This is a genomic window from Chryseobacterium soli, assembly GCF_000737705.1.
GTDB classification, from domain to species: Bacteria; Bacteroidota; Bacteroidia; order Flavobacteriales; family Weeksellaceae; genus Chryseobacterium; species Chryseobacterium soli.
Genome location: NZ_JPRH01000003.1, coordinates 419,590 through 441,336, shown reverse-complemented (window position 1 = coordinate 441,336; position 21,747 = coordinate 419,590). Strand labels below are relative to the sequence as shown.

At 33.2% G+C, this 21,747-nt stretch carries 23 protein-coding genes and 1 tRNA gene; 13 read left to right on the top strand and 11 right to left on the bottom strand.

All coding sequences use genetic code 11. From position 1 onward, the window contains the following. The first annotated feature begins 110 nt into the window (after positions 1 to 110). Positions 111 to 1,331, top strand: a complete 1,221-nt coding sequence (locus tag IW15_RS09430; protein ID WP_034710794.1) for a hypothetical protein — start codon at positions 111 to 113, stop codon at positions 1,329 to 1,331. Between the two features lie 285 nt (positions 1,332 to 1,616). Then, positions 1,617 to 3,041, top strand: coding sequence for a sugar MFS transporter (locus IW15_RS09420; RefSeq protein ID WP_034710792.1), 1,425 nt, complete (start codon positions 1,617 to 1,619; stop codon positions 3,039 to 3,041). A 547-nt stretch (positions 3,042 to 3,588) separates the two neighbouring features. Here the strand turns inward: IW15_RS09420 and rpsO are convergent. Further along, positions 3,589 to 3,858 carry a 30S ribosomal protein S15 gene (rpsO, locus tag IW15_RS09415; protein ID WP_034710791.1) on the bottom strand — a complete coding sequence of 90 codons (270 nt, stop codon included), beginning with the start codon at positions 3,856 to 3,858 and terminating at the stop codon, positions 3,589 to 3,591. 174 nt (positions 3,859 to 4,032) lie between these two features. Here rpsO and IW15_RS09410 point away from each other — a divergent pair, with 174 nt between their 5' ends. The 6 genes from IW15_RS09410 (at position 4,033) to IW15_RS09400 (ending at position 7,682) form a co-directional block, all read left to right on the top strand. Then, positions 4,033 to 4,581 (top strand): hypothetical protein, encoded by a 549-nt coding sequence (locus IW15_RS09410; protein WP_034710789.1) that lies wholly within the window; start codon positions 4,033 to 4,035, stop codon positions 4,579 to 4,581. Between the two features lie 169 nt (positions 4,582 to 4,750). Continuing rightward, entirely contained in the window at positions 4,751 to 4,900 is a 150-nt protein-coding gene (locus tag IW15_RS22750; RefSeq protein WP_165585175.1) for a bacteriocin-like protein, read from the top strand. A gap of 171 nt (positions 4,901 to 5,071) precedes the next feature. Next, positions 5,072 to 5,227 (top strand): hypothetical protein, encoded by a 156-nt coding sequence (locus IW15_RS22745; protein WP_165585174.1) that lies wholly within the window; start codon positions 5,072 to 5,074, stop codon positions 5,225 to 5,227. 24 nt (positions 5,228 to 5,251) lie between these two features. Next, entirely contained in the window at positions 5,252 to 5,422 is a 171-nt protein-coding gene (locus tag IW15_RS22740; RefSeq protein ID WP_165585173.1) for a bacteriocin-like protein, read from the top strand. 153 nt (positions 5,423 to 5,575) lie between these two features. Further along, a complete protein-coding gene (gene mgtE / locus IW15_RS09405; protein ID WP_084681394.1) occupies positions 5,576 to 6,922 on the top strand; it encodes a magnesium transporter in 1,347 nt (448 codons plus the stop codon). A 22-nt stretch (positions 6,923 to 6,944) separates the two neighbouring features. Beyond that, positions 6,945 to 7,682, top strand: coding sequence for an ABC transporter substrate-binding protein (locus IW15_RS09400; RefSeq protein WP_034710787.1), 738 nt, complete (start codon positions 6,945 to 6,947; stop codon positions 7,680 to 7,682). A 132-nt stretch (positions 7,683 to 7,814) separates the two neighbouring features. Here IW15_RS09400 and IW15_RS09395 read toward each other — a convergent pair whose 3' ends face one another. Both IW15_RS09395 and IW15_RS09390 read right to left on the bottom strand, forming a co-directional pair. Continuing rightward, complete coding sequence (locus IW15_RS09395; protein ID WP_034710786.1) at positions 7,815 to 8,264, bottom strand: GAF domain-containing protein; 450 nt, start codon at positions 8,262 to 8,264, stop codon at positions 7,815 to 7,817. 15 nt (positions 8,265 to 8,279) lie between these two features. Next, on the bottom strand, positions 8,280 to 9,707 hold the full coding sequence (locus IW15_RS09390; RefSeq protein WP_034710785.1) for a nicotinate-nucleotide adenylyltransferase: 1,428 nt from the start codon (positions 9,705 to 9,707) through the stop codon (positions 8,280 to 8,282). Between the two features lie 54 nt (positions 9,708 to 9,761). Between IW15_RS09390 and IW15_RS09385 the strand changes: the two genes are divergently transcribed. Both IW15_RS09385 and IW15_RS09380 read left to right on the top strand, forming a co-directional pair. Then, positions 9,762 to 10,529 (top strand): MBL fold metallo-hydrolase, encoded by a 768-nt coding sequence (locus IW15_RS09385; protein WP_034710784.1) that lies wholly within the window; start codon positions 9,762 to 9,764, stop codon positions 10,527 to 10,529. Positions 10,530 to 10,596: 67 nt separating this feature from the next. Further along, positions 10,597 to 10,678: transfer RNA gene (locus IW15_RS09380), tRNA-Leu, on the top strand. Positions 10,679 to 10,885: 207 nt separating this feature from the next. On the opposite strand, the gene IW15_RS23090 is transcribed toward IW15_RS09380, so the two are convergent. The 4 genes from IW15_RS23090 to IW15_RS09365 form a co-directional block, all read right to left on the bottom strand. Next, positions 10,886 to 11,011 (bottom strand): hypothetical protein, encoded by a 126-nt coding sequence (locus IW15_RS23090; protein ID WP_262483660.1) that lies wholly within the window; start codon positions 11,009 to 11,011, stop codon positions 10,886 to 10,888. A gap of 68 nt (positions 11,012 to 11,079) precedes the next feature. Then, on the bottom strand, positions 11,080 to 11,547 hold the full coding sequence (locus tag IW15_RS09375; RefSeq protein WP_034710782.1) for a hypothetical protein: 468 nt from the start codon (positions 11,545 to 11,547) through the stop codon (positions 11,080 to 11,082). Positions 11,548 to 11,549: 2 nt separating this feature from the next. Next, complete coding sequence (locus tag IW15_RS09370; RefSeq protein WP_034710780.1) at positions 11,550 to 12,887, bottom strand: C1 family peptidase; 1,338 nt, start codon at positions 12,885 to 12,887, stop codon at positions 11,550 to 11,552. Then, complete coding sequence (locus tag IW15_RS09365; RefSeq protein WP_131368532.1) at positions 12,832 to 13,230, bottom strand: hypothetical protein; 399 nt, start codon at positions 13,228 to 13,230, stop codon at positions 12,832 to 12,834. The genes IW15_RS09370 and IW15_RS09365 overlap by 56 nt, the downstream gene beginning before the upstream one ends. Positions 13,231 to 13,798: 568 nt before the next feature. On the opposite strand from IW15_RS09365, the gene IW15_RS09360 reads away from it, so the two are divergent. Together IW15_RS09360 and IW15_RS09355 are read left to right on the top strand one after the other, a co-directional pair. Then, the gene (locus tag IW15_RS09360) at positions 13,799 to 14,236 is read left to right on the top strand and encodes a hypothetical protein (protein ID WP_034710778.1); all 438 of its coding nucleotides are present in this window, start codon (positions 13,799 to 13,801) and stop codon (positions 14,234 to 14,236) included. Continuing rightward, positions 14,212 to 14,547: a hypothetical protein gene (locus IW15_RS09355; protein WP_034710776.1), complete on the top strand. Its 336-nt coding sequence runs from the start codon at positions 14,212 to 14,214 to the stop codon at positions 14,545 to 14,547. The genes IW15_RS09360 and IW15_RS09355 overlap by 25 nt, the downstream gene beginning before the upstream one ends. A gap of 426 nt (positions 14,548 to 14,973) precedes the next feature. On the opposite strand, the gene IW15_RS09350 is transcribed toward IW15_RS09355, so the two are convergent. Then, positions 14,974 to 16,476, bottom strand: a complete 1,503-nt coding sequence (locus IW15_RS09350; protein WP_034710775.1) for a tetratricopeptide repeat protein — start codon at positions 16,474 to 16,476, stop codon at positions 14,974 to 14,976. A 518-nt stretch (positions 16,477 to 16,994) separates the two neighbouring features. After that, entirely contained in the window at positions 16,995 to 19,112 is a 2,118-nt protein-coding gene (locus IW15_RS09345; protein WP_034710774.1) for a fibrinogen-like YCDxxxxGGGW domain-containing protein, read from the bottom strand. Between the two features lie 771 nt (positions 19,113 to 19,883). Here IW15_RS09345 and IW15_RS23250 point away from each other — a divergent pair. Then, positions 19,884 to 20,048 carry a bacteriocin-like protein gene (locus IW15_RS23250; RefSeq protein ID WP_117584559.1) on the top strand — a complete coding sequence of 55 codons (165 nt, stop codon included), beginning with the start codon at positions 19,884 to 19,886 and terminating at the stop codon, positions 20,046 to 20,048. A gap of 201 nt (positions 20,049 to 20,249) precedes the next feature. Here the strand turns inward: IW15_RS23250 and tssD are convergent, their stop codons facing one another. Then, positions 20,250 to 20,657, bottom strand: a complete 408-nt coding sequence (gene tssD, locus IW15_RS09340; protein ID WP_034710773.1) for a type VI secretion system tube protein TssD — start codon at positions 20,655 to 20,657, stop codon at positions 20,250 to 20,252. A 155-nt stretch (positions 20,658 to 20,812) separates the two neighbouring features. Beyond that, positions 20,813 to 21,568 carry an SDR family oxidoreductase gene (locus IW15_RS09335; RefSeq protein ID WP_034710771.1) on the bottom strand — a complete coding sequence of 252 codons (756 nt, stop codon included), beginning with the start codon at positions 21,566 to 21,568 and terminating at the stop codon, positions 20,813 to 20,815. Between the last annotated feature and the right edge of the window lie 179 nt (positions 21,569 to 21,747).

Sequence of the window (21,747 nt, the reverse complement as noted above, 5' to 3'; positions counted from 1 at the left end):
TGAATAAATAATACGTCATGTTTTGGCGCCATGAATAAATATTTTTGCCTATAACATAAAATTCTTATACGAATTTTAAATTTTATTCATTAATCATCAAAAACAAAATTATGACTTTTACAGATGCTTTTTTTTCAGCAACTAATTTTGACACCAATGATAGCTTGGTACACTTAGTTGACACCTACACCAATGAAAATGTTAATTTCAAAAAAATAAGTACTTGGATTGACGGAACCACAATAGATGACACAAAGGTGGACGGAATTGTCTACAGAAAAAAAATGGATTCTGCCGGTAATCCTTTTTATTATGTAAGAACCGATGTGTTGAACGGAGATCTTGATGTAAGAATCTTTGGAGTACAGGCTAACGATATTCACGATGATACGACTGCTCTACAATCAGCTTTCAACAACGCATGTAGGTTAGGACTTAATATTGTACTTCCTGCAGGAACAATGAAAATAACTCAAGGACTCCTTTTAGACTTCTCATGGCAGGAAACCGTTAAAAACCGTATCCAGATCATTGGAAAAGGATTAGGAAACTCGGTCATTAAAAATTACGGGCCTACGTCTGTTGCATTATTTATCAAAGGTCCTGCAGATCCTTCCAGGCCACCTCATTTTTCTATCAGTAACCTTACAATCACTAAACCAGAAGGAGAAAGCCTTTATGGAGTTGGGTTACTGATTCAGGATTTTGTGGGTGCAAATGTTAATAATATTGATATTTCATTGTATGACATCGGGTTCCAATTAGTTAATGTCTGCAATGCCCAGGTTTCTTTTTTGGTTTCTAAATTTTGTAATTATGGTATGTACAATGAGAAAACAGCAATACCTAAAGGATTTACTCATCCCAATCTGCTTAATTTCCGTAATTGCACTTTCTTAATTAATAATAAGTTTGGAGCTGTCATTATTGCAGGACATGCTGTGAAATTTGATTCGTGCAGTTTTGAAGGTAATTTCGGAGTAGGCCTGCAATTTACATTTATTGGAGCTAATGGCCGTGAAGCCCTAAGTTTAATTAATAATTATTTTGAAGGAAATGCCAACCACGATATCTATTTTGAGACTTCTTCAATGACCGCTTTATCTTTAATTTCCAATACGTTTAATAAAAATATTCTTGGGAGGGTCAATGATGTATTCATAAATAATTTATCTAATAATAATGTACACATGAGTTCATTAAGCAATTCTTTCGGTTATTATGACCCATATATTCCATCAGCATCTTCCAAAAATATTTTCTATATGGGTGATTCTTCAAAGTTCCATTTATTACAAAATGACATGCATCAATCAGTCTTAGAAAGCTAATTAATTCTATTTTTTTTAATAATTTAAACAACCTCTTTTTGAGGTTGTTTTTGTATAAAAATAATGTGGGTTCAATATTATTGTCTCAAAAAAAGCAAATAATAGCTTTAAAGCCAAAAACTATAGAAAAAACACTTAAAAAAGTTGCAGAAAAAAAAGTTGTTCCCCTATATTTGCCCTGCTTCTCAAAATATAAATGCAGCAGGCAAAAAAGTTTGAGGATTTCATTTGAAAACCAACTGAAAGAGTCTAATCAATCTCTTTCCTTTTAATAAATAAATGTTTATGAATAATAAAGAAGTAAAACCGCAGAGCAGGAATTATACCATTCCGCTGATTACCATCACTCTTCTATTTTTTATGTGGGGATTCATTACGTGTATGAATGATATTTTAATCCCTTACCTGAAACAACTTTTTAAACTCACATTCTTTGAATCGATGCTGGTACAGTTCTGTTTCTTCGGAGCATACTTTATTGGTTCACTAATTTATTTTTTCATTTCTATTTCCAAAGGAGATCCTATTAATAAGGTAGGATACAAAAAAGGAATTTTATTCGGCATTTTTCTGGCGGCTTTTGGATGTATTCTCTTCTATCCGGCAGCTACTTTTTCTTATTATCCACTGTTCTTAGGCGCTTTGTTTATTCTAGGACTCGGCTTTACCGTTCTGCAGATTACGGCCAATGCCTATGTTTCTTTATTAGGAAGCGAAGAATCTGCTTCCAGCCGTCTGAATATGACCCAGGCATTCAATGCATTCGGAACAACGATTGCTCCGGTACTTGGAGGACATTTGATTTTTGAATTTTTCTCTGCTCCGGACGGATCTTTCAGTGCGGTAGCGACAAGGATTCCTTATCTTATTTTTGCAGGAATACTTTTATTGGTCGCTTTACTGATCTCCAGAGTAAAACTTCCTTCCTTCCAGACTTCAGAGGAAGAAGAAATTGTAAAAGGTTGGGGAGCATTACAGTTCAGCCATCTGAAATTCGGTGTTTTTGCCATGTTCTGTTATGTGGGCGGAGAAGTAGCCGTAGGGAGTTTTATCATCAGCTTTCTGGAGCAGCCTCAGGTCATGTGCTTTAATGAAATCATCAGTAAAAATTATCTTGCCTTATATTGGGGCGGTGCCATGATTGGCCGTTTCCTGGGGGCTATATCTTTAAACCAGTCTTTAAGCCAAGGGAAAAAAGCATTATATATGCTGGGTGCAGCAAGTGTTGTGTTTCTTGTTATTTTCAGTATTGTAGATCTTACTTTCGCACAGATCAGCTTTTTCCTTGTATTCATTGTTCTTAATTTTGTGGCTTTCTTTATTGGAAAAGCAGCTCCTGCAAGAACCCTGTCTATTTTCGCAGCAGTGAACGTTGTGCTACTCATCTCTGCCATGCTTAATCATGGAGAACTGGCTATGTACAGTATTTTAGGAATAGGGATTTTCAACTCTATTATGTTCTCTAACATTTATACGCTGGCGATTTCAGGATTAGGTAAATACACCAGCCAAGGATCTTCTTTAGTCGTAATGGCTATTTTAGGAGGTGCTATCGTCCCTATTTTCCAGGGATACCTTGCGGATCAGTTTGGAGTACAGCATTCCTTTATCATCCCGGTATTTTGCTATTTGGTTATTCTGATCTTCGGAGCGTACTGCACGAAGTATCTTGCCCATGTAAAGACTACTGAAGCTAAATCAGGACATTAAGATTTTTAATATTCAACTATATAATGAATGAGATACTTACACAGTATCTCATTTTTTTATTTTTTATTATCCTAGAATTAAGAACTTTTTGCTTGATCTCTCTCGCAGATTAAGCGAATTGAGCAGATTAATAATATAAGTATATAACAACAACGCACAATCAAATCCATCTTACAAAAACCTTTGATTTTTTTACTAATGTGAACTTCTTTATGCAGCATCATTTAAACTTTGAAAAGCTAAAGTATTTAAAAACTTTTATGACTTTTGTGCTTTATTTTTTTGACCACTGATTTCTCAGATTCACACAGATGATTATGCTAAACTCTCGCAGATTGGTCGAATTGAGCATATTTTTTCTCTTATACTCAATAAAATGCTTAATTTTTCAAGTTTGTATGATCTTAACTTAGACAGTATCATCCACACTTAAAAAATAAAATGTTTAAAACTTTTGTAACTTTTGTGGTTTAATTCTTCATCAACCTATTCCACAAAAAAAAGCAGTCTCTTTCGAAACTGCTTCTTATTTGAAAATCTTTGTAGATTATTTTCTTAAACCTAGTTCAGCAATAATTGCTCTATATCTTGCGATATCTTTATTTTTAAGGTAATCTAATAAACTTTTTCTTTTACCTACTAATTTTACCAAAGATCTTTCCGTTGCGAAATCGTGACGGTTAGCCTTTAAGTGTTGAGATAGGTGGTTGATTCTGAAAGTGAAAAGAGCTACTTGTCCTTCAGCACTTCCTGTGTCTGTTGCAGATTTTCCATGTTGTCCGAAAATTTCCTGCTTTTTTTCTTTTGTTAAGTACATTCCAATATTGTTTAATGATTATTATGTAACGGGTGCAAAATTACAACTATTTTCTAACCCGGCAAAACATTATTGATTCCATGTATCAAAATTGATAGAAAAAAATGTTAAAAATTTCTTAATAAATTTTATGTCATCCCATTAAAAGACAGTAATTTTGCATACGAATTACAAATGAGAAGAATACTATTTTTTACAGCATTCAGCACTTTTTTATTGATTGGCGCAACTTCGGTAAAAGCTCAGAAAAATGTCGACAACAAAATAAAAAAAGTCCTATACTTCAATCCTGAGGTAGAACCCGATATTGAAGAAATAAAAGAACCTACCAACCACGCATTCTTCAGCGCTGTTTCTGATAATGTAAGCGGAAGAAAAAACAAAATGCTTAAAACGGAAACCCAGATTTCGTTTGACAGCATAGACAAGCAAACCATTTCCGACTATTGTATTAATAATGACGCAGACTTTGCTATCGTTCCTAAAGTCCGATATTTCAAAGTAGGAATCGGAAAATATGTTTTTTCCAATCAGGTAGTGGTAAGCATGAAACTTTTCGACGCAGCAGGAAACTTCATTACGGAATCCGATTATGATACCTACCGTAAAAATATGCGTCTTTTGGGATCTGCTGAAAACTCCATTAAGATTGGGACAAACGGTGCTATAAAAGGTATTCTGAAAAAATTAAAGAAAATAAGACCTTCTGAAACAGAACTTTAATTTCTGTATTCTTTTGGACGATGAATCTACGTCTACTCTATTATTATATCGTTAAATATTATTCATCACATCAATTAAAATCACGTTTAAAAGTAATAAATATTCATTATACGGTGAATAATTTAAATATTTTCAGTAATTTAGTGAATACCATTAAAACAGTATTGCTATGAAAAATTCAAACCTGAAAAAACTCACCAGAAATGAACAGAAATCAGTAAACGGTGGAGCCATCAAAAGATGTACAAACCACTCCCAATGCTTTGGCGGATGGTGTTGTGATAGGGTATGCGTAATTTATGCATGCATGGAACTTTAATATTGGGTGGTAAATTTAGCATCCATTTTTAATCTTGTTACCCGCTTTGTGCGGGTATTTTTATATAAAAACGTGATTTTTTATCAAAAAAAAAAAGACCCTTTAAAATCACTATGAAATGAATTATTCAAATATTTTTATTAATTTAGACTTCACTAAAATCCAAATACTATGAAAAATTCAAATCTCAAAAAAATGAGCCGAATCCTGCTTAAAGAAATTCATGGCGGCAGTTTAGGAATTAAAAAATGTAATTATCATTTTGAATGCCCGGGCGGTGCATGCTGCCAAAATGTATGCATGTACAATCCTTGTGTTGAAGTTTAACACCAATTCCTAAAACTAAATATCATGAAAAATTCTAATTTCAAAAAAATAAGCAGAAACGAACAAAAACAAATCAACGGTGGCGGCCCGATCAGAAAGTGTAACGTACAGACGCAGTGCTGGCCAGGCGAATGCTGTGATGGCGGAATGTGCATCCTATCACCGATCATTGAATGCAGACCCAGTATTGAATAAAATATACTTGGATTTATCCTATTTTAAATTTAATTTTTAGGCATCCGCTTTTGCGGATGTTTTTTGTTCCAGGATATTGCAAAAGGAATAAAAACTTTAATTAATCCTTAATTTTTCCAGTTTACTACCCAGTCTTAAAAATTTGAATTATTTTTGCATAGCCAAAAATTTCATGCTTTGAATTCTAGAGACGAACTTATCTTCAACCCTGCCGATATTGCCGAAACCCTCAGCGAACTTCACGCTGATGAACGGCTTCTGGCATTTTTGAAAGTTCCGAAAGAGTATAAAGCAGAAGTTTTCTCGCATCTCGATCCTGACTTTCAGGAAGAAACCATCAGAAGTATCGGAAGCGACGAGGTTTCTGAAATTCTGAATGCAATGACTCCGGATGACAGGACTGCCCTCTTTGAGGACTTTCCGGATGAACTTATCAAATACTCGATTAACCATCTTAATCCGCAGGAAAGAAGGATTGCCCTGAAGCTTTTAGGCTATAATTCTGATTCTATTGCCCGTCTGATGACTCCTTATTATATCCAGATCCGTAAGGAATGGACGGTAAAAAAATGTCTTCAGCAGATCAAAAAGGTGGGAAAAAGAGTGGAAACTATGAACCACCTATATGTAGTGGATGAAAGAAACCGCCTGGTGGATGATATTGCGCTAGGAAGCCTTCTGCTGGCTGAAGAGGACACGCTGATCTCTGAAATTACCGACAATCATTTTGTGGCTATTACTACGATGACCTCAAAAGAAGATGCGGTTACCTATTTCGAAAAATACGACAGAACTGCTCTTCCTATTATTACGGAAGCCGGAGTTTTGGTTGGAATTGTAACGATTGATGATATCCTAGACCAGATAGAGCAACAAAATACCGAAGATATCCAGAAATTTGGTGGATTGGAAGCATTAGACCTTCCTTATACCCAAACTTCTCTTATGGAAATGGTAAAAAAGAGAGGAATGTGGCTGGTCATATTATTTTTCTCTGAAATGCTTACCGCTTCTGCGATGGGCTTCTTTGAAGATGAAATTCAGAAAGCTGTAGTTCTGGCTTTATTTGTACCTCTTATTATTTCCAGTGGTGGAAATTCTGGATCCCAGGCCGCAACGCTGATCATTCGTGCGATGGCTCTGCAGGAAATAGGATTGAAAGACTGGTGGTATGTAATGAAGAAAGAAATATTTACCGGATTATCTCTTGGAAGTATTCTTGGGGTCATCGGCTTCTTAAGAATCATGATCTGGCACAAAATCGGTCTCTTCAATTACGGGATTCACTGGGTATATGTAGGCTTAAGTGTTGCTGTTTCCTTAGTGTTAATCGTCCTTTGGGGAACTCTTTCCGGTTCTATGGTTCCATTTATACTGAAAAAATTAAAACTCGATCCTGCGACATCTTCTGCTCCGTTTGTAGCGACTTTGGTAGACGTTACCGGGCTTATCATTTATTTTTCCATTGCCGGACTTTTCCTTACGGGAAAACTTTTGTAATTTAGGCTGACAAAGTCTGCATATGAAAGTTATTTCTCTGGTACCCTCAATTACTGAGGCCTTATTCGATTTGGGTTTAACCGAAAATGAAGTGATTGGAAGAACAAAATTCTGTATTCATCCCAAAGAAAAGGTAAAAAATGTTCCTATTATCGGCGGAACAAAAAATATCAATATTGAAAAGATTAAAAGCCTGAAACCTGATCTTATTCTTGCCAACAAGGAAGAAAATATTAAAGAACAGGTAGAAGCGCTAATGGACGATTGTAAAGTGATTGTTACCAATGTAGAAACCATTGAAGACAATTACTATCTCCTGAAACAGTTAGGTCATCTTTTTCATAAAGAAGAAAAAGCCCAGATATTCAATCTTAAAACATACGAGGTATTAAATCAAGCTAAAATTGATTCTTCTATAAAAGTAGCCTACCTGATCTGGAACAATCCTTATATGACCGTAGGTTCAGATACTTTTATCCACCGTATCCTTTCAGAAATCGGTTTTGAAAATATTTTCAACCATACAACCCGTTATCCCGAAATTAAAGCTGAAGATCTTGCGGAGGCAGATGTTATTATGCTCTCTTCCGAACCTTTTCCATTTAAAGAAAAGCATATTGCAGAACTAAAAGGAGTGTATACTGATAAAAAGATCATGATTGTGGATGGTGAGGCCTTTTCATGGTATGGAACCCATATCGCCAAGTGTGAAAATTACTTTAAGGAATTGCTCTCAGAAATGCATTCACTTCAAAAGTAGTAAAATCTGTAAGTCACCAACAAAAAAGTGTCGGATCAAAATTCCCCTCCTCTGGAGGGGTGGCAAATCTCAGATTTGACGGAGTGGTTCAAAAAAAACTCCGATCTTTCGATCGGAGTCAATATTTTCAAATTATATAATCTTAGAAACCTCTTTACAAAGCCATTCTAATAATTCCCTGTCTTCGTCTGTGAATGGATCCACTTTATGAGAATCGATATCAATCTGACCAACGTTTTTTCCGTCTTTAAAGATCGGAACTACAATCTCAGCCTTTGTATCAATGGAACAGCTCAGGTAATTACTTTCCTGGTTAACATCAGGAACCACAAACGTCTCATTAGAAACAGCAACCTGACCGCAAATTCCTTTTCCATAAGGAATGATGGTATGATCTGTAGGAGCTCCTACATAAGGGCCTAAAATCAACTCATCCTTATCTCCGTTTTTAAAGTAGAAACCGGTCCAGTTGAAATAGGAAATCTCCTGATCCAATAGATGACAAACTTTTTCAAGTTTTTCTTCTGTATTATGTTTTGGGCTTTCAAGAATAGAAGAAAGCCTTTTCTTTAATTCTGACATTGTATATTGTTTTATTTAAGAAAATTGTTTTAACGAAAGTTCTTCTTTAAATCCGAACATTCCGCGCTCTTTTATCATTTCTGCGACACCATCCGGAACCTGGTTTTCCCACCCCTTGATATTGCACGCGATTTTTCTTAATATTTCTCTGGAATAAATTTCCAAAAACTCCGGGTTATAACTGGTAATATCTACAATACGGTTGTTGTGTTTGAAATATTTATACAGTTCTTTAAGGTTTTCTTCTACTTTAAGGTTTGAAGAATCCAGTAATTCATGGGTTTCCGGATCTTTATAAGGATACAGATACACTCTCATTCCGTTACGGAAGAATTTACCAAATGCCTCCAAAATTCCTCCAGATAAGTTGGTATAATATTTCTCATCAAATACCATGAGCATATTATTCACGCCCATAGCAACTCCAATATTTCCAGATGTATAGGATGCAAAGTAATCAATCAATCGGTAATATTCTGAGAAGTTGGATACGATAACGGTGTATCCCAGCTTACCGAGAACATCTACCCTGTCAAGAAAATCCCTTTCATCAATATCCCCGTCTGCCCTAAGGTTTGAAATGGTGATTTCAATTAAAATCTCCGTTTCTTCATGGGTACAGATGGCATCCTTCATAAACATATCTATACCGTTTTGAAGCATATCAATATTTACTTTGGTAACCGGTCTGAAACTTCCCCTTACAGCAAAAATATTTTTTTTGTATAAAATATCAGCCGGGAGCATGTTGTTCCCCTGAGAATTGAAAATAACCGCATCGGTCATATTATTTTTAACCAGCTGCAATGACATCAGCCTGTTGTCTACATAGGCAAAAGCCGGTCCGCTGAAATCGATCATATCAATTTCAAGGTTATCGGTCGCTACGTCATCATATAAAGATTCGATCAATCGTCTTGGATTGTCATAATACGTAAAAGCTCCAAAAATAAGATTAACCCCTAAATATCCCAGCGTTTCCTGCTGTAGGGTTGCATCATTTTCTTTAAATTTTACGTGAATTACAATTTCGTTATAATCTTCATTTTCTTTTACCTGAAAACGGATTCCTACCCAGCCGTGGCCTTTTACTGTTTTGTCGAAATTAATGGTGGTAACGGTATTGGCATAAGAGAAAAACTTTCTGTTGGGATTGTTTTCTCTGGAAATCCTCTCTTCAATTAATGCCACTTCGTATCGAAGCATTTTGCGGAGTCTGTTTTGGGTAACATATCTGTTTTTTACCTCTTTTCCGTAGATGGCATCACTAAAATCTTTGTCGTAAGCAGACATCGCTTTGGCAATTGTACCGGAAGCACCTCCTGCTCTAAAAAAATGTCGAACAGTCTCCTGCCCTGCTCCAATTTCTGCGAAAGTACCATAAATAGTAGGATCTAGATTAATTGTTAATGCTTTTTGTTTAGGAGTTAGTTTCTGATACATTATGACATTAAATTTTTCGTAAATTTACCAAAATTAAACCAACCTCAAAAGAAAATGAAGTTGAAATTTTTAGGAACGGGAACTTCCCAGGGTGTACCCGTTATAGGCTGCACATGTGAGGTATGTACTTCGAAAAATCCAAAGGACAGTCGGCTTCGGTCTTCTGTGATGGTTACAACTGAAGAAAACAGAAAAATATTGATCGACTGCGGCCCTGATTTTAGGCAGCAGATGCTGGCACATCACGAAAATACGGTAGATGTAGCCCTAATTACGCATGAGCACAACGATCACGTGATCGGTCTTGATGATATGCGCCCGCTTATTTTTAAAAGTGGAAAAAATATGCCGATTTATTGTTACCAAAGAGTTGGCCATGAAATAAAAAGCCGTTTTCCGTATGCTTTTGCTGATGTACGGTATCCGGGAGCTCCGGCTTTCGACTTGCATGAAATAGAAAATAAACCTTTTTCTGTTTTGGATACAGAAATTACTCCTGTAGAAGTTATTCATTATCAGATTACCGTTTTTGGATATAAATTTAAAAACCTGGCCTACATTACGGATGCCGGCTTTATTTCTAAAACCGAAAAGGAAAAACTTAAGAATCTGGATGTGCTTATTTTAAACTGCATCAGAAAATTTGATCCGCATCCTGCCCATTTTATCCTTCCGGATGTAATCAGGCTGTTTGAAGAGCTGAAACCTAAAAAATTATTTCTCACTCATATCAGTCATCATTTGGGAATGCATGATATTGAAGATAAGCTTCTTCCCGCCGGAATGCACCTTGCCTACGACGGTTTGGAGATAGAATTTTAAAAAAATTAAGGCAAAAACTTTTGAATAATAAAAAAAGTTCCTATATTTGCACACCAATTTAAAACAAGCCCAGTTGGCGGAATTGGTAGACGCGCTAGACTCAAACTCTAGTATCGAAAGATGTACCAGTTCGATTCTGGTACTGGGTACAATTTAAAAGACTTAACACGTTGTTTTTGAAACGGTTAAGTCTTTTTTGTTTTGTATTTTGCCGACATTTTGCCGATTTTTATAAAATTTTTGATTATTTCTAAAAAAAACCTCACCAATTATTTATTGATGAGGTAATAATATCTACATTTCTTTATGTAACACTATTTATTGAGATTTGTATTTCTTATAATTTTGAAATGATTTCAATTTTCTCTTTTCTTTTTATAGTTACGATAAATTTTTATAGATAGCAAAACCAATAATCCCACAAGAATTATCATTCCTATTTGCCAAGCTATTAAACCTTTTCCTACTTCTACTTTTTCCATATCTTTTCTTTTATCTATTCTGATTTTTCTGTAAAACTAACTGCATTGCCATTAAAATATAAGTGTTTTTATCTTATACTATCAATAACAGCAATTTTACCAGATTCTTTACTACCATAAACTTTAAAATAAACCTTGATAATATCATCAATGTGTCCATCTTTAGTATTTTCATATTTTTTTCCGAACACTGAAAAATTTTCTGAATCCGTTAATGGAAAAGAATATATGGTATCTTTTTTAAGATTACTAAATGAGAAAATTGTAGTTATTTCTTTGAAATTATTTTTCTTATATAAATCTAATATTTTACTGTCTTTTTCATCAAAAGGAATCACATATCTTGATTGATAAAAATCATAACCTTGTATACAATATGTAGTATTTATATTTGAATGATTCTTAAAAAAAATAGCCTTATCTATATTTTTATAATCAATCTGAACAGTATGAGTATTAGTTGCATCTTTTAATTGTAATTTTTGATTACAATTAGTTATTGCAAGAAGTACTAAAGCAAAAAAGCCGTTTTTCATAATTATTTACTTTTTCTAATCATTGTCATGATATAATCATATCCCGTATCAGCTCTATATCCAACACATTGAGTTTGTCCTGTAAAAATTCTTTGGGGATATTTTATATACAATTTATTTTCAGGATGTGTTCCTTGGCTAGCATCACCAGAAGCATTATCATAAAATCTAAAATAGCGCCCTTTAGAATCTGTTCCCATGCCAACGATTACAACAAAATGGTCGGTAGAATTATCTAAGTTCCCAGGGTGCCCAGTTTTGTCATCAATTCCTACAATAACAGGAATTCCATTTGATAAAGCATATTTTAAATAGCTTACTCCTTTATATAAGTCATTTAAATTAACGCCCCCTTGTTCTGTATATATTTGAAAAGTTTGTTTATTACCTTGATAATCAACGTCATAGTAGTTTGAAACTTTATATCCTTTCTTAGCAATCTGTGCTCTTGCATAATCCATACAATTTCTTCTGACACCCGTTGCTCCCCAACCTACAAATTCAGAAATAGGAATAACAGCGTTTATTGTTGGCCATTGGGTTTGTTGGTTTTCAAAGTCAAAATTAGCATAAATATTTTCATCATAATTTCCTGCTACATTATTTTCTATATCAATGCTTGAATTAGGTTCATTTGAATGTTTATTATACAAAAATTCTTCCCAAGTTGTATCAGGATTGTTTGTAAAAAACTGCTGAGCAAAATTTATTGTTGGTAAAGACTGATTCCATGCATTATTTGGATTTAAAATTGTTTGATTTTTAAAATAGGTAATGCTCCAATGTAATAATTGCTCATTGTATGTTGTCATATTGTTATAAAAATATGTGAGTAACTGCCCACCAATATACTGATTGTTTTGGATATAGGTATATTCCTCTGTTGTAAGTTCAGAAAATCCACCTTCACTTAACATATAATTAAAGCTATCCTGAATAGACATTTCATTGGATGTGCCAGTGCCTCCACCATCACCTCCGCCGTCATAAAATCCCATGTTAGGAAATCCTTTTGGTGGCTGTCCTCCACTTGGACAGACCTCAGTGATTTCTACAATATAATAAGGTTTTTGGTCTGCTTTACATATTCCATACTCAGAAACAGAATGGTGATCTTTATTGCAACTTACCTCTATAAGTTTAATACCATATGAACATCCACCTTTATTTGCTGTTATTTTTTGACCGTTAGCATTAGGAGTTAAAGGCACTCCATTTACAAGTTCCCTTGTCCCCATTGGTCTGCCGTCAATAGCTGTATACTCAACTGTCCCTGTGAAATTGTCAATATGATAGTTTTTTGTTAAGTCCGGCAGGTTTGTATTGTGCTGTGAATCCAATGCTTTTATTCTCGTTATCAACACTGTAAACCAAAACATCTGATGACCTATCTAAATGTTTGATTACTGTACTATAAGAGGTAACATTATGTTGGCTAATTACTGTAACTATAGCTTCATCGGATAATGAAGAGAAAATGTCTTCATTTTTACTGTAAGTGTGTGAAGGATTGTTTTTAATCTCTTTAAGATAATTTTTGAAAGCTGAAGCATCTTTTAGCTTAATGATTTTTCTGAAATCCGATTGAGTAAGATTAGTTTCAGCATCATTGGTAAGTTCAGTTCTACAACCAAACATAAAGAGAGTTAATGCAAATAGCATTAACGTTTTAAAATTTTTCATCATAATTGTGTTTATTAAAGTTGCAAATTTATACTATAAATTAGTTCCCCACAATGGGGGGGAACCGCCATTTTTACATGGGTGTTTAATGATCCCAACACTAGGTACTAAAGCCCCTAAAATCATTTGATTTTCAGAGGCTTTAATATTATTTTTCGCCAACATCCTCCCATTTCCCATTCTTAAAAAATTAAATAATTTCTAAAAAAAACTCACCAATTATTTATTGATGAGATACTCTATTTACATTTCATTACAATTAAAGAGATACTATGAAAGCTGTGATTAAAAGTTAAAATATGGCATGTGAATACATAAAATATCGTTTTGAAATAATTTAGCATATTTTGTCATAAAATGCTAATTGCATATCTCTTCATTATAGAATCTATTATAATAATTTTATCAACTGGAAAAGCACATGTGATTATGGTAAAATGAAAATAGATTTCATACATTTTAAAACAACTTATTCCTTTCATAATTGCCCTAATCTATCACGTAGAAAGTTGCTATAATAAAATTTGAATTCCAAAATCATAAATAAATATAAAAAGTAAAACTGGAAATGAAAACTTTTGATTTAAAGCATATTCATATAGGTTCAATAATAAAAAAAAGAATTACTGAAACAGGAATAGAAGCACCCCGTATTTGCAATTTCTTAAAGTGCACGGAAGAAGAAATAGAAAATATGTATAATGCAAAAAGCCTAGATTCAGAAGTTATTTTAAAGTGGAGTAAATTACTGAAATATGATTTATTTAGAATATATACTCAGCACTTAATATTATTTGCACCGCAAGCAAATACAAATTACAAGGATACTTCAAATATCCAACAATCTCTCCGAACTCCTTTTCGCAAAAATATTTATACTAAAGAATTAATAGATTTCATTTTAGATATAATTGAAAAAGGTGAGAAAACAAAACTACAAATTATTGAAGATTATAGAATTCCTAAAACAACCTTATACAAATGGTTAAGCAAATACAAGAAATAAAATTACAACCGGATTATGTTCGTATTTATAATGATATTATAAAAAAACATCCACATAAAAAAAAAGCTTGTCAATCTTTATTGAATAAAAATGAGCTTACTACTATGGAAGTGATCAAACTTAACCAGCTCATCTTTGATCAAATTAATAAAAATGCAGAAATCGTCAATCAAAGACATCGAAGTTATAATATACACGATATTAAACAAATTTTAGAGTATCAAAAAATAAATAAACTTAATAACACTCAACTTGCTACTCATTATAAACTTAGCAGAACCACAGTTGCAAAATGGAAAAAACTATTTTAGTTTAAAAATAATGAAATTAAAAAAAATCACTACACAAGAACCATAATGAACATCCTAATAAACGTAATATTATTTGGGCTTTTAAGCCTGAATGTTTTTTTCATTTTTGTGTTTATAGGGCCTGCTGAGAAACAGGCCCTTTTATACTGATGATCAATCATAAGACACCATTTATCTAAATTGATTTTAGCTTATTTATTATTTATTCTGAATAGTGAAAGGATCTGCCATTGAAAATTCATTTTTACCACTAAAGCTTTTCTGCATATCTAAATTTTCAACCTATAACATCATTTTAAAATCGGCTGCTGTAATTTCTTCATGGATACTTTACTATTCCAATACAAGAGAAATAAGACATCTCTTGATCTACAGAGTGGCATATCTTACCTTCAGAATGTTTCAACAAAGGGTCATGACTTATTTTTATATTTTAGTCATCCAAGTATAGATATTTTCAGAATTATTGATATTGAGCTTTTTTCTTATTCTATATTTTCTGCTTTCTACAGAACTTAGTGATGTCTTTTTGAAAGTAGCAATCTGTTTAGTACCAAAATTAAGTTTTATTAAAGCACAGTACTCTAAATCTGTTGGAGTAAGCTGAGTACTTATATTTAATAGGGATTGATTAAATGTTGGAAATAAATCTAAAAATTTAATGAGAAACGATTGATCATTATTTTGTGCCAGTTCAATAATATCACTTAAATACTTAAAATCAATTTCTTTATTTTTATTTTTTTCTTCTTGTAGAATTGTAGTTTTTACATCAGTAAGAATTAATCCCTCTTGCTTATCATTATGTAGAGCATCATTTTCTTTTTTACCACGGTTTTTTCGAGCCAGTAATAAAATTAATATTCCCAAAATTACCGCAACAGTTATTAGAATATAAAAAATATTATAATTTATATCTTCTTCTTTATTGTTTACAGATGAACCTACCCTCTCTATTATCTTTGTATTACTCTTCGTAAGACTATCTGATAAATTCTTAACCTTAGCTAGATAGGCAGCTTGATTTTTATAATCATGAATGCCTTCGTAAGACTCTGCTATCCCAGAATAGCTTTCTATTAATTTTGATGGCAGTATTTTAAGTTCTTTAGAAAGCAGTATTGATTTATTAAAGTACTCAATCCCTTTGCTATAGTCTTTCTTTTTATTTTCAATCTGGCCTTTCAGTATGAAAAAAGAAATATAGTTAGGATGTCTTATATTATTCTTTGTCAACGATTCAAATTCATTTAGATATTTTTCAGCTTCTGCAATTTTATTTTGAATGAGATATACAGACGCGATATTTTTTGCATTTCTTGAGATATACTCTTTTTTCCCGGGAAATTTATCACTCAATTTGTTTGATTCAACATAAGCCTTCTGATAATAAAGCAGCACAGAATCAATCTTATTTGGCAAAACATTTTCTTTATCCATATTGTATGCAATACGTCTAAAGAGATTCGCTTTTACTAAGTGTTTTTCGTCATTTGTTGATATTTTATCAGTAATAAGTAAGCATTTTGCGAAATTATTTTTTGCTTTTTCAAAATATCCTAATTCCGTATAAACACCACTCTGCAATATGAGTAAGTTCGACCAATTTACATAATTTTCCGACTTTTCAGCCAAAATAAGACCTTCTGAAATCTTATTAAAACATTCTTTATAGTTTCCCTCGTTGCTATAGATTTCAGACATTTTCACTATAGATCTTAGCTCACCGCGTTCATAATGTATACTTTTAGATTGATAGTATATCTCAGTACATAATCTCAGCATTTCTTTACTACCATCTTTATCATACATATTTTTATTTTTAACTAAATTCCACAAACTATCAATAGATTTAGGTGTTGAGACTTGCCCATTTATGAAATTGCAAAAAAGAATAGAAATAAAAAGGAAAATAAATTTATTCATCATAAAAAATTATTAAAACAAAATTAATTAGCTATTTGATTACATAGAAGCATGAAAATACAAAAATTCAAATTGTATTTTATTTTACAAATAAAATAGTCATCATTTAATACATATAATTAAAATATTCAAAATTTTATGTTGAAAATTTTGATTAAGATATTCTCCATCATCATTACAAACATGATAACATATGTAGTTTAATAATATCAGTTGGGTTACCTATTCCAAAAATTAAAGAAAGCAGAATATTTCTATCCCGCTTCCTGCAACTTTCTTGTATATTAGAGAACCTGTATGAATATTTTTTTAAATCAAAATTCATCGTTAATGATTGTATTTTTGTGTTTTTAGAATCTCATTCAAATTAATTAAAAATTTAATTTTCGACTAAAGATTTATTCTACAGTTTTAAAATATGCTGTAATATATTAGCAGTATGCTGTAAAGTTTGTTTGCAAAATTTTCAATAAGGCAGCCATCTCTTACACCAATGGCTGCCATTAATTATTATTTGTTTTTTATTTTACCCAATACTGTACAATTCTACCTTCTCCGTTATTAAAATTATGAGGTCTCCAGTTGTTCCACCCATTATTACAAGAACTTGCACCTCCATAATCATCAGTACTGTTTGCGCAAGTACCAATGTGGTGGTTTATCTGGTTTTCAGAGTTCATATAGATTCCGAATAAGTCGTTGATATCATACTTGTTAAATGTTGCTGAACTACCATTACTTGAAGTATAAGTCAGGTTATTAGCCACATCATTAGTTGATACATAACCACGTCCTCCATAAAATCCTGTAAAGAAATTAGCCTGGCTGTACATTCCCTGAGGATTTAGTCGGAAGTTTATACCGTTAAACTGATAAGTATTAGAACTGGCAACCGGTTTCCCCCAAGGAAATCCAAATAATTTTCCTTCAGATGTATTGTTATCATTATTATAATTACCTGTTGCTGGGTTTCCATCATTAATAGTAACATTCCAGTAATTGTTCAATGTCCAGCTATCGTTGATTGGGGCGGTTGTAGTACTTTCCACAATTGAAGAAGTAACTGTACCTGTATTCTGATGCCCTTTTTCTTTAATGGTAAATCTGAAGTTTTTAGTAGTACCTGTTGAACTGCCAATATTATTTACTACTGCAGAAGGTACTGAGAATGCATATTCGTTAAAAATTCCAGTTTGTGTAGTGACTACATTTCTTGCCCCTTGAGAGCCTATAGACTCATCCTGAGTTCTTTCTACTACCAAAATCTGCTTTTCAGATAAAGATTTCACTAGGGTCCAGCCGCCATTGCTCATATCACAATACGTTTTATACTTGTTGCTTGATGCATCTCTCACCCAGTAATAACCGTCCGGAGCAGTAGGATTCTGGCTCAGGATTTCTGTACATCTGTTAGCCGGATCTGCAAACGATCCTTTTGACGAGATGATTGTTCTGGAAATATTACCACTACAATTAGGCGTAACATTCTGAAGTGTAAAGTTGACAACCCCAGGAGTACTTCCAATGCTGCCTTGTGCAAACATACGTATGGATGTTGTTGCGCTGGTAACTGCAACAGAACCGGATGAAAACTTAAGCCCGTTCTGAGTATCTGTTTCTAAAGTTATATTTCCGCTTCCTGAAATAGTCAGTGCCACATCAATATAATTCGTACTTGCAGAGAATGAATTTTGTCCGGTTGTGTAAGTTCCGGAACCATAAGTAATACCACTTGTACAATTAATACTAGTAATGGTTGCTCCCGATGACAATACATTAACAGGTGGCAGTGTACAGCTAGGCGTTACAGGAATTCCATTCAGTTCCAAACTTACAACATCATCAGGTATAGCACCTTCATTATGATTAATAGGAGTCCCAGAACCTTCCAGTGCTACTGTATATTGACCTGTCGAATTAAATACACCGGTCTTGTAAAAGGAATATCCGTTCGTAGTAGAAACCTTAATTGTATAATTACCCGGTTCACTTACATTTAAAACTACGTTATATGTTGCCTGCGGGTTGCCGTTTAAACTTGTTCCCTGTCTAAAAGTATAAGCCGTGTTTGGTCCTGACGGTACATCACAGTTAAATATGGTAAAAGTAGCTGGTCCTAGATCACCACAAAGGCTCAGCCATCGTGTCACCTTGGCATCGTAGTAGTTAAAACAGTTAGTCGAAACGTTATAAATAAACAGCCCATTTGCTAAAGAAGCAGGAATTGCATCTCTCTGATCCGTTGTTAATCTTGGAAATAAAACACCTTTAGTAGAAGAAACGATATCTAATTGGGCATTGTTATCTATAGAAGAACTTCCAATTCCGATTTGTCCCTGCTGATAAATATTTTCTGTATTAGAGGCTGCCCCACTATTGGTTGTTTTTGAAAACCAAGGCTCGGAAGCACTTCCGAGAGGTTCCCATTTTTGTTCATCTGCATTATAGGAATAATAACCGGCTTTGCTCACATTAACTGTTTTACTGGAAGAGTTATTCACTGCTTCTGTAACATATATAATAGTACCATTTTGATCGACTCCATAATTAGTGTCTGCAGCCTTAAGGTCATTACCAGTTATTCGAGGAGCAATTACTCCCGCAGGAATTGTAGTCGATGGGGGTGAGACAATATCCAAAGTAGCTTTTGGAGCTTCGGTATTAATCCCAACCTGACAGAAAAGAGAGTTTGCGAAAAGTACAAACCCAATTAAAAATAAGTTTTTTTCATAAAATGTTAATTTAGATTCATAAAGAAAAAATAAATTGATACGATAAATTATTGAAAAGGCATAGCAATTTTATAACAAGCCATTATTTCAGAAGGAAAGATTGTTCCTTAAATTTTAGTATAAACAACTGCTAATTCTATGTACAATAAAATATATATTCTTTTTCGAAGGCAAAACTATTACATTGAGTTATTAACTACAGAAAATGTAACCTTGTATTTTATGTCAAAAAATGACAAAACATTTCAATATTATCAAAACCATTTTAATATTCTGTTTTTCAAATATTTAAAGTTATTTATTTTACTAATCTATAAGATATATCCTTTCAATATGATTGATACTTATCTTTAGTTTAGTGTCATATTTTTCACTCTTGGCAGAATTTATTTTTGTTTTTTTGGAAACATAAATTTATTTAGTATCAAAACCAAACTTTCTCAAAACGCAGTATTCTAAATATGTAGGAGTAAGTGGTAATTGATTAAATATTGGAGAACACTTTTAAAATTTAATAAAAGAGAATTGATGGTTATTTTGTGTTATTCAACCCCTTTATTCTCTTCTTAATTTCTATTTTTCTCTTAAAATGAAGAGTGATATATAATTGGGATTTAGTTTTTCATTGCTTTATTTTTTTCATTACCTTAGTTAGACCAATCAAAAAACAATATTTCTATGAAAAATCTTAAAAAACTTTCTAAACATGATTTAAAATCAATCAGCGGAGGAATCCAACCATGCTATTATCTGGCAGATGGCACTAAAATATGTCCTTGCAACTACCATACTCAGTATGACTGTAACGGTGTCTGCATTCCTAAAGGACAAATTTGTATGTAATTGCATTCTAAAAAATTATTCATTGAAAGTCTCATTTAATGATGAGACTTTTTTGTTAAATAGATTCAATTTAGGAGCTGAGGCTAAAAAGTCAGAAAAAGTCTTCATTTCTTGAAACAAATAAGTAAGACAAAAAAAAGACAGAACGAAATTCTTTCGAATATCCATTCTGTCTATAGTATTTAAATGTAAAAAATCTGCTTATGTTGTCGGCCACATTCCTACATAAGAAGAATTTCCAAGATCAATCTGCTCTGCACTTACGATAAAGCTGATCAGCATACTGTTTTCATCTATCGCATCAAAATCTACTTCATGCTGGATCACATATCCATTGTGCCATTTCAAAGTAGTTAAAGTCCCTTCTTCATGGGATTTATTGAAAGTAACCTCACCGGTAGTCGGCTTATATTTTCCATTCAGAAGGCTCTCGAGAATATCAGATTTTTCTGTAGCTTCTACTGTTATCTTAATAAGCGCATTCGATGGATCAGACGCCACTCGCCCGGATACGTCTGTGGAACGCGATACCGAATAGTTCAGTCTTAGTAATTTTTGTCCTTCACCGCCGTTGAATTTTAAAATTCCTCTTGAATTTTTTTCTGCCATGATTGTAAATTTTAACTGTTAATATTTTGTGATTTGATGGTTTTTATATCACCAAATATAGAAGTAAATATCACGTCAAATTCAGAATCAATGACAAAATTCAAAAAATGTAGTACTTCTACGACTAACAAGTGATAGGATACTATTATTTTATCTTATCTGGTTGTATATCCGCCGTTTGCAAATATAGTCTGACCCGTAATCCACCATCCTTCGGTAACCAAAAATTCTACTAAGGGAGCAATATCTTTAATATCGGTAAGTCCTCCCAATGCAGCTGCCGATTTATGATATGCTACCGCCTCTTCAGATTCCTGTCCGTAAAAGAAAGGAGTATCCATGGGTCCCGGCGCTACAGCTGTCACGGAAATTCCTCTTGAACCAAACTCTTTAGAAGCAGCTCTTGTAAAATGTTCAACAGGGGCTTTTGCACCGGCATATGTAGAATATAATCCAGTATATGCAGCAAGCAATGAGGTTACAATAGTACAGATTTTCCCGTTATCATTCAGTTTTTTGCCCGCTTCCTGCAAAAAGAAATAGGCAGATTTTGAATTCACTCCAAACATAGTATCATATTCATCTTCTGTCGTTTCAGCAAATGGCTTCTTCAGTACCATCCCTACTGTATTTACCGCAATATCGATTCCTCCAAATTTGGCAACGGTTTCATCGAAAAATCTCTTAATATTTCCCACTTGAGTAAGGTCTCCCTGAAACAAAAATGCTTCAGCTCCCAAAGCGTGCACTTCTGCAAGCGTTTTTTCACTTGCAGCCCTGGAGCTTTCGCTGTTATAATGTATAGCGAGTTTGGCTCCTTTTGAAGCAAAATTTCTGCTTAATAATCCTCCTAAATTTTTACCACCGCCGGCGATCAATACTACTTTCCCTTTTACATCTTGTGGTGACATTGTTCTTTTTTTAAATGTTATTGAAACAAAGATCAACAATGAGAATTGATTCAGTATGGTGAAGTTTTCGGAACTTATAATTTATTTAAGTTGAAATTCATATTTCATTTTTTAATAAAATGAAAAATTTAAAAAAAATATAAAATTATGCAATGCATATATAGACGACTAAATTTCAG